Origin of the sequence: Variovorax sp. GrIS 2.14 (assembly GCF_046115955.1) — a bacterium.
Classification (GTDB): domain Bacteria; phylum Pseudomonadota; class Gammaproteobacteria; order Burkholderiales; family Burkholderiaceae_C; genus Variovorax.
The window spans coordinates 1-8,175 of record NZ_JBJXIA010000053.1 but is presented as its reverse complement, the minus strand read 5'-3'; the positions used below and the strand labels follow the sequence as shown (position 1 = coordinate 8,175).

The following is an 8,175-nucleotide window of genomic DNA, read 5'->3' as shown; positions in this document are numbered from 1 at the left end:
TGCGATTGAAAGGGCTTAGCCCGGTTCAATACCGGTTGAGAAACACCGCCTGATCGGCGGGATCACAATGTCCAACTTCTGGGGGTCAGTTCAAAGCCGGGGCGATTCACTTTCCGACCTGCGTAGCGGGACTACTGCAACATCAAGCGATCTCCAGGTGCATCGGAGACCAAGCCCCGTGCTCATAACGCTCGAAGCCGGCTGGTACAAAGCGCCAAAGGTAAAGCCAGTCATTGGCTAGCAGTTGCCTGACGACCGCATGCTTGCCGATTACAGCGTCAATGGCCGCCTGCGGCGCATCGATGACCACGGTCAGCCGCAGAGGCTCATGCACCCAGCGTTCGCCGTCATGCAGCGACTGGCGGGACAGACCGATCCGCAAATCGCCGCCGTTGCCCTCGAAGATGCCGATGCTGCCACCCACCACGTTGTGCAGCACCTTGTTGCCGCTGCCCAAGCGTAGCGGATCGCAGGTGGACGCGTGGTACTGCCAGTTGATCCAGTGCGCAACAAGCATCGGCGCGGTCATCAGCAATTCTAGAATGCTGCCGTCGGCGTCCTCGGCCGAGTCATAGTCATGCAAGAAACTGCGGCCGTCCAAGGCGACACCACGAGTTTTTTGACGGGGCGCGATGATGAAAGCGGCGTTGCCTGCGAGGCCCCACTCGGGCCGGGTTTGGGCTCCGTCATTGGCACGGCTGCGCAATTGCTTCAGAAGTTCGTTATGTGGCGCGCGCGGGTCGAGCTTGAGACTTGCCGCGCGCTCTCTGCGCACCTGGTCGCAGGCATGTGCAAAGATACGGCGAAGTCGCTCCCACCGGGCGTTTGCATGGGGCGGCAGAAGGTCAAGGTCAAAGCCTTCGATTTCGTCCGTGGTCGTGTTGTGCAGCGCAGCGACGAAGACCGTGGACGCGGGGATGGTAATACCGCCTGCCAGCAAACCTCCGCGCACGGCGCGATCGTTGAGCAGCTGTGCAAGGGCGCGGGCATTGACCTCGCCGGTCTGCCCACAGCACGCACCGCAATCCAGCGCTGCGGCCTGAGCGTTGTTGGCAGACTGGCTTCCATGCCCAACCAACAGCACAAGAGGGGCAATGTGTTTGTCCAACCCCATGGCGTGCAGCACGCTGCCAGCCAGCGCGATCTTAATATCGGGATCGAGACCGACCAGCTGCGGACGGCAGATCGGCCGATAGCGCGCCGGCAGTCCCGCGAGGTCGTCCCGGGCCCTGGCCTGCCTGGATGGCAGCAGCCATTGTCCAAGCTTGCCCAGATACCCAAGTCCGACAGCTTCAACAAACGAGAAGGAAGCACTGGGCCAGCGGCTGGCGCCCTGCCACTGATCGGAGAGGGCGAGATGAACTCGACGCGACCGACCGGCGGCAGTTTGAAGTGTCGCAGTGGAGTCGCGATAGGCTGGATCGGACGAAACGATGCAATCGGTCACCTCCATGACAGGCGCCAGCAGGCCGGGCAATTGCGGTCGTCTGGCTCGCGTACCCAGCGGCGTGTAAGCAACTGGAAGACCAAAAAAACCAGCGAACCCTAGTGTCTGGACAGCTGGCCATACGGCTTCGAGTGCACGGCGCAAAGGCTCGCTGCGCACATCGATGCAGAAGGCGGCCTGCACCTCGATAGTCTTAGACGTTAGCGCCGGACGGCTTGCTGCAAGAAGTTTCTGGGCGAGTTCGCGCTGGTAGCCAACTTCAAGTGCTACTTGCCAGACTTCGTCGATCACCTGTGCTTGCTCAGCTTTACCCAACAAAAATTGGGCTTGACCCCAGGCCTCATGCAGCGCTGCAAACGCCTGCTTGGCCGCAACGTCATCTTTGCATTCAAGAAGCAAAGCGCCCCAGGCCAGACGGATTGCGAGCAACTCACGCAAATGCACGTCCAACTGCCCCTCGAGAGCGGCTTGCCAGCCTAGATAGGCACACCATGAGGCCCAGCCGTTGACGGTGAGAAGCACGGCCTCCAGATAGTCCGCCCATGCCGCCTTCGGCAGGCCCAGACGCGTTAACACCCAATGCTCAGCATCCCTCGCCGTGGCCGGGAGAGCGTCCATGGCACTGCCGATATGAGGCAGGCCCATAAGCAGGCCAATGCCATGGTCATGTTGGAGAGTCTCTCGCCAGAATGCATACAAGCCTTGGGAGCGCTCCGGCCGCCAATCGGCCTGGTGCTCATCGAAGTAGGCCGCACAGGTCTGGCTTACCTGGTGCGTGATGGCCTGGCGCCAGGACAGGCGGGTATGGCGCTGCGGATCGTTGTCGAGCACGTCAATCAGCAGCGGCAGAGGATGCACAAAGGCTTCGGCTTGCAGCGCTTCTACGCACTGGTGAGGTGTCAGGCGCATGGCCCGTGCTTCTGGCAGGCGGCGCAGCGCACAATCCAAATCCGTCGGGCTGATGCGGCCCTCGGCCCATGCACGTTGTTGCTGATCCCTCGGTGGGAACACACGGATGTTGCCCAATACTTCCATGCGGGCGGCAACTTGGCGCACCGGCATGTCAATTCGCGACCAGTGCGGGTTGACCGCAATAGCGCGGTCCAAAGGCCACGCAGGTGCGATCGCGCGGCAGGCCTGGCTGCAAGCCAATTCAATGTGTTCGTTCTGCGCGGTGTTCTTATCAGGAACGTTTTCGATTTCCAAAACCCCTTCCACTTCTGGCTGGGCAAAGGCTAGATGAGTGTTGATCATGCTTATCTCCGTGATAGTCGATTTAGTGGGGGGCATTCATAAGTGCGGATGTCGCGGATTTGGGGTGATCGTCTCGATGGTCGGGCGTCCAGGGGGCTGGCCAGAGTTGCAAGGCGAACCGTGTGTAGGCCTCGTCGACGTAAAACCCTGCATAGCTCCATCGCCGCCAGCGGCTTAGAACCTGTGGTCGAAGTTGCAGGAGCGCGAGGCAGAGGTACATCGCCACCATGCCCACCAGGGCGACAAGGCCAAGCAGGTGTTGAGGAGCATCCAAAATACCAAATGGCAGCGAATGTGCGAGCAGGGCGGCGCCCGTCAGACCGGAGACCATCAGCAGGCCGAACAGCATCTGCTTTGCGCGTTGCCCAAGGTCAGCCGGTATATCTCCCGACCACAGCAATGGCGCCCAGGCCAGTCCCAGCACTGCGCTCCACCACCAGGGCCAGGGTGCGAGGCCGGACAACGACTGGATCATCAGCACGATCGATATTGTCAGCACCGGTGCAAATATCGTGCTGAATGCAGAAGGAGATACAGGACTGTGCAAGGCCTTCAGACGGGTCTGGCGCACGACGCTCGAAGCCGACAGGAAGGCATGTGCCTTGTAAAGCGAGTGGCCCAATAGATGTAACGCTGCAAGGGTATACAAACCGACGCCGCATTCCAGCACCATAAAGCCCATTTGCGCTACGGTGGACCAAGCCAGCCGCACCTTGATGCTGATGCGCGTGAGCATTACCAGACCGGCCAGGACGGCCGACACCAATCCGAAGATCACGAGAAGCCAGCGTGCTGCGGGTACGGCCGCTAGCAGCGGTGCAAAGCTGATTAAAACGTAGCCGCCCAGGTTCACCACGCCGGCGTGCAGCAACGCGGAAACAGGGGTGGGTGCTTCCATCACCTGTATCAGCCAGCCATGCACTGGCATCAGCGCCGTGCGCAGCACGACAGCGAGTACGAGGCACATCGCGCTAATTTGCAGCGCGGCAGAGGCGCCGTTGTGTGCTAAGTGCTGCCACAGCGCCGGCAACGAACCACTGCCGACCGACCACCACGCCAGCCCGGCTGCGGTCAGCAAGAGCGCGTCGGCCAGTCGATCGGCTAGCCGTTTTTTGCAGGCGGCCAGCATGGCAAATGGGCGGTCCGGATAGAAGCACAGCAGTCGCTGCAGCGCCACCCCGACGCACGCCCAGGCCGCGACCAGCACCAGCCAGTGTTGCGCAAGCAGCAGCAGGTGCACGGCCGCGAGCACCGCAGAGAGCGCCGCGACGTATCGACGCTGCGCGGGTTCCCCCTGCAGGTAGCGCGCAGAAAACGCGCCGATCACAGAACCCAGCGTTTGCACCAATATCGCCATCCACACGCCCAGTGCGCTGGCTCCAATCCAGTCGAGTAACGGTATCGCGGCCAGCGCGTGGCGCAACGGCGTCGACGTGGATGCCGGCAGAGAAGGGATGAACGACCAGGCCAGGAGGTTTGCAAGGCACGCAATCGATGCCAGGGCCGACAGCGCGCCGAACCGGCGCCAAGACACCGCAATCGGGCGGTCGGCAGGTAACGGGAAAATCGACGCCAGTCCCATCAGAACGGGTGGCGCCAGCAGGGTTGAAATCATGAGAGCTTTAAGCGTATTCATGGAGTTGTGAGCGGTGTGGGATTTGCAGCAATCGTGATTGCGGTGGACAGTTCTGTAAATTACATTTATCAGAACTGATTGATATGGAAAAGAGAATGATGCAGCTGGACCAACTCAACTTCCACCACTTGCACTATTTTTGGTGCGTGGCCAGGACAGGAAACCTCACGCGCGCTGCAGCAGATCTGCATGTTTCCCAATCGGCTTTGTCGACGCAGATCCGCCAATTGGAGGACCGCCTCGGGCAGGCCCTTTTCACCCGCAACGGCCGACGGCTGAAGTTGACCGATCCGGGTCAGCTAGTCCTCTCCTATGCCGACACCATCTTTGGTCTGGGCCGCGAAATGCTCGGCCGTTTGCAGGGGCGCAGTGACGGCGTGACCCGACTTCGCGTGGGCAGCGTGGCTACGATGTCACGCAACTATCAGGAAAACTGGATTCGCCCTTTGCTGGGCGATCCGTCGCTGGTGCTTACGTTGGAGTCGGGATTGCTCGATGGGCTGCTGGAACGACTGGCGCAGCATCAGATCGACGTGGTGTTGGCGAACGAGCCAGTGCCTGTAGACCCCGATCGGCCTATGCACTGCCGCTTCCTGGGCAGCCAGGCGATTTCGTTGGTCGGACCGGCAAAGGTCTGGAAAGCGAACAGCCTGCGCGTGCCGCACGACCTCGATGGTCTGGACATTGCCTTGCCGGGTCAACGGCACGCCTTGCGTGCACAGTTCGACTCGCTGTGCGCGACGGCGAATGTGACGCCCCGGTTGCGTGCCGAAGTCGACGATATGGCCATGCTGCGTCTGATCGCGCGCGACAGCGGCTGGCTGGCCGTGTTGCCAGAAGTGGTGGTGCAGGATGAGCTGCAGGCAGGCATTCTCATCGCTGTAGGACACTCGACGCAATTGCAGGAGCGCTTTTACGCCATCACCACTCCACACCGTCATCGCATCGAAATTTTGGATTTGCTGCTGTCGGAGGCGCCGATGGCGTTTCCTGAAACGGTCACCATTTGATCGTGCTGAGCGAAATCATGAGAAACGGGGTCGAAATGGTACCGTCGTCGACAACCGAAGGCGGCTGCCCGTATCCACGCGCGCTAGCATCCGGCGTTAAATTCGAGCAGGTCCGCAACTGCGCGGCCGAACGAACAATCAGTACCAAGCCCCCAAGCCCATTGAAAAGCCGTCTCATAGTTACGTGCGGGTATGCATGCCGCATCGATTTTTGAGCGTAGACCGTGAAGAACATCCAGAACCTTGCCGGGCAAATTTTGCGTCAACGCTATGCGGTACCCATGGTTGTCGTTGCGGCCTTCCTTGCTCTGATCGTCAATGAGGTGGCTTTTTATCGCACCTCCGTCATGGTGCGAAGAGGCATTGAACTGACTGACGCGCGCATCGGTGCCGCACGCATTCTGCAGTTGCTCACCGATGCGGAAACCGGACAACGCGGCTATCTGTTGACCAAACAGGATGCCTTCCTTGCACCTTACCGTTCGGCTCTGAAGGAACTACCTGAACCGCGTGCAAACTTGCGCCGCTTCTTTGCTTTCACCGAGAGCGATAAGCAGACACTCGCCCGGCGCTCGAACGCGATCATCGACGCCAAGCTGGCAGAGATGGCACAGACGCTGGCACTGGAAATGCAAGGAAAGCATGTAGAAGCCATCGCCTTGATCGGCTCAGGCGCAGGCCGCGATCTGATGGAAAGCCTGCGCGAGATTTTCAGTCAAGAACTGGATCAGGCGGCGCAAGCTCAGGCGTTGGCTCGGTCCTCAATTTATGACGCGCTGCAATTTAATCGCATCGCGGCGGCATTGCTAACCTTGGCCAGCATGGCCGGGGTAATCGTCTATCTGCAGCAGTTAAAGCAACGCGATCGCGAGCAGGTGGAGCGCGCAGTGTCACTCGAAACCGTGGTGCGTACCCGCACACGCGAGTTGCGCCAGCTTGCCCGCCATTTGCAAAATGTGCGAGAAGACGAGCGAGGGTATCTAGCCCGAGAAATCCATGACGAACTTGGAGGCCTGCTTACCGCAGCCAAATTGGATCTGGCCCGTATGCGTTCCAAACTGAATGATGGTCCGGCGCTCTTAGAAAGGTTGGAGCATGCCATTGAACTTCTGAATCAAGGCATTGCATTCAAGCGTCGCGTCATCGAAGACCTCAGGCCTTCGTCACTGGAGATATTAGGAATTCGGGCTGCGATCCTGACTTTGTGCGAGGACGCGCAACAAGCGCTTGCGATACCGGTGACTGCCGAGCTCGACGAGCTCAGGCTGATCCCGCCCGACGATCTTGCGGTTTACCGTTTCGTCCAGGAGGGTATGACAAACATTGCCAAGTACGCCGAGGCCACGCATGTCTGGGTCAAGCTTTGGGGTGAAGTCGATTCTGTGGGTATCGAAGTCCGGGATGACGGCGTCGGATTTGTCCGAAATGTGGCTCTTCTCGGTCGACATGGGCTAGCCGGAATGCGATTCCGGGTCGAATCGTTGGGCGGCTCAATGACCATCGAGTCATCACCCAGGAAGGGTACGGTACTTCGCGCGCGGCTGCCGCTCGCAGAGCGGCCGGTCAATGCGGCGGGGCAAGGGAAGGGTCCTGCATCACATGGTGCAAAGTTGGCCTGAGCTGTCTCGAGAGGGGAGTTGTCCATTCCCGCAAACGCGCAAAGCAGAGCCGTGCAAAAAACATCTGGATGGCCTCTTTCTTTCCGGTATGGCTGGCGTCGCTCCGTCTCGGCGCTGGCATAAGGTGCAGGCGGAAGCGGCGGGGCCGGTGGCAGCGGAGATGGCGGCGGGGGTCTGAGTGGCCGTTCCGCAACAAGCAGCGGATCGAGCGATGGGGCCACAGCAGGCGGTAGCGTATCCAATGGTCAGTCCATTCGCAAAGGCGGCATGAGCAAAGAACCGACGGACAACGACAAGATGCCCAACGGAGCGATAGCCAAGGACAAAATGTCAAAGGACAAGATGAGTAAAGTCTCCTGGACAAGGGGTCGATGCCAGCCGATTCAACCGGCGACATGCGGACGCCCGATGCGAAGTAGTTCCACATCTACGTTTGCCATAGCTTTGGGACAGGGGCCGCGTCGCAAATCGTTTGACCGATGTCGACGTCTTCGTTGAGGCCGGGTTCGACGGGGAGAACCAAGGCGTTCCAGATGCACACAAATATTTACGTGAAACTGCCTGCGTCCAGGCGGCAAAAGCCCGCCAACGCACCTGCTCCGACATCGTTACCGGCGCACTTCGCCCGCTTAACAGTCGTGACAGACCAATCTTCCAGATCGCGGCGGTTGAGGCCAGCATGAGCGATGCATGGAGTTTCGCTCGGGTTCATGCATTTGATCGGGCTCGACCGCTGCAACGGTTACCGATGAGTGAGAGCCAGTTGTATCGCCGATGCCATCACCACTTGCCTGAAGTAGTTGCGAAAAGATCCCAACGAACCGACCCCCGCACACGATGCTGAGGCGGTTGCGGCATAAAGCTTGGGACGGCAGCCGAAGGCGTCGTCGCCGAGCCAAAAGAGTAAAAAATTGAATTGATGCGCGCCGAAGTGTCAAAACAGTTCTTGTGGCAAGCGGAAGGAAACGCAAAGATACGGCCCATAAATCCGCGGAAGCTTGAAGTCGAGCATCGCGTTTTACATTGGGTTCCGTATGCTTCATACAAACTGTTTGTCGTGTTGGCGCCGACCGAGAATTGACCCACTTATGAGGGTTGGGGGTGCGGATAAAAACTTGGACTGGTTTTATGCCGCAAGTCCAAGACTCACCCTGTATTCGATCGGGCTGAGGGCCCCCAGGGAGATCTTGATCCGCTTCTCGTTGTACC

At 59.6% G+C, this 8,175-nt stretch carries 5 protein-coding genes; 2 read left to right on the top strand and 3 right to left on the bottom strand.

Going from position 1 to position 8,175, the window contains the following annotated elements; genetic code table 11:
* Positions 1 to 142: 142 nt before the first annotated feature.
* Both RCH10_RS26745 and RCH10_RS26740 read right to left on the bottom strand, forming a co-directional pair.
* Positions 143 to 2,701, bottom strand: coding sequence for a DUF2309 domain-containing protein (locus tag RCH10_RS26745; RefSeq protein WP_323500822.1), 2,559 nt, complete (start codon positions 2,699 to 2,701; stop codon positions 143 to 145).
* A 22-nt stretch (positions 2,702 to 2,723) separates the two neighbouring features.
* Positions 2,724 to 4,337 (bottom strand): NADH-quinone oxidoreductase subunit L, encoded by a 1,614-nt coding sequence (locus RCH10_RS26740; protein ID WP_323500821.1) that lies wholly within the window; start codon positions 4,335 to 4,337, stop codon positions 2,724 to 2,726.
* 98 nt (positions 4,338 to 4,435) lie between these two features.
* Here RCH10_RS26740 and RCH10_RS26735 point away from each other — a divergent pair, with 98 nt between their 5' ends.
* Both RCH10_RS26735 and RCH10_RS26730 read left to right on the top strand, forming a co-directional pair.
* Positions 4,436 to 5,347 (top strand): LysR family transcriptional regulator, encoded by a 912-nt coding sequence (locus RCH10_RS26735; RefSeq protein ID WP_323500843.1) that lies wholly within the window; start codon positions 4,436 to 4,438, stop codon positions 5,345 to 5,347.
* Positions 5,348 to 5,571: 224 nt separating this feature from the next.
* The gene (locus RCH10_RS26730) at positions 5,572 to 6,966 is read left to right on the top strand and encodes a CHASE3 domain-containing protein (RefSeq protein ID WP_409054726.1); all 1,395 of its coding nucleotides are present in this window, start codon (positions 5,572 to 5,574) and stop codon (positions 6,964 to 6,966) included.
* A gap of 1,126 nt (positions 6,967 to 8,092) precedes the next feature.
* On the opposite strand, the gene RCH10_RS26725 is transcribed toward RCH10_RS26730, so the two are convergent.
* On the bottom strand, positions 8,093 to 8,175 hold an 83-nt coding region (locus tag RCH10_RS26725), incomplete at its 5' end, for an IS3 family transposase (RefSeq protein ID WP_409054573.1).

Excerpts from the sequence above, each read along its gene's own strand:
- RCH10_RS26745 (WP_323500822.1), bottom strand. The coding sequence starts at position 2,701 with ATGATCAACACTCATCTAGCCTTTGCCCAGCCAGAAGTGGAAGGGGTT.
- RCH10_RS26740 (WP_323500821.1), bottom strand. The coding sequence starts at position 4,337 with ATGAATACGCTTAAAGCTCTCATGATTTCAACCCTGCTGGCGCCACCC.
- RCH10_RS26735 (WP_323500843.1), top strand. The coding sequence starts at position 4,436 with ATGCAGCTGGACCAACTCAACTTCCACCACTTGCACTATTTTTGGTGC.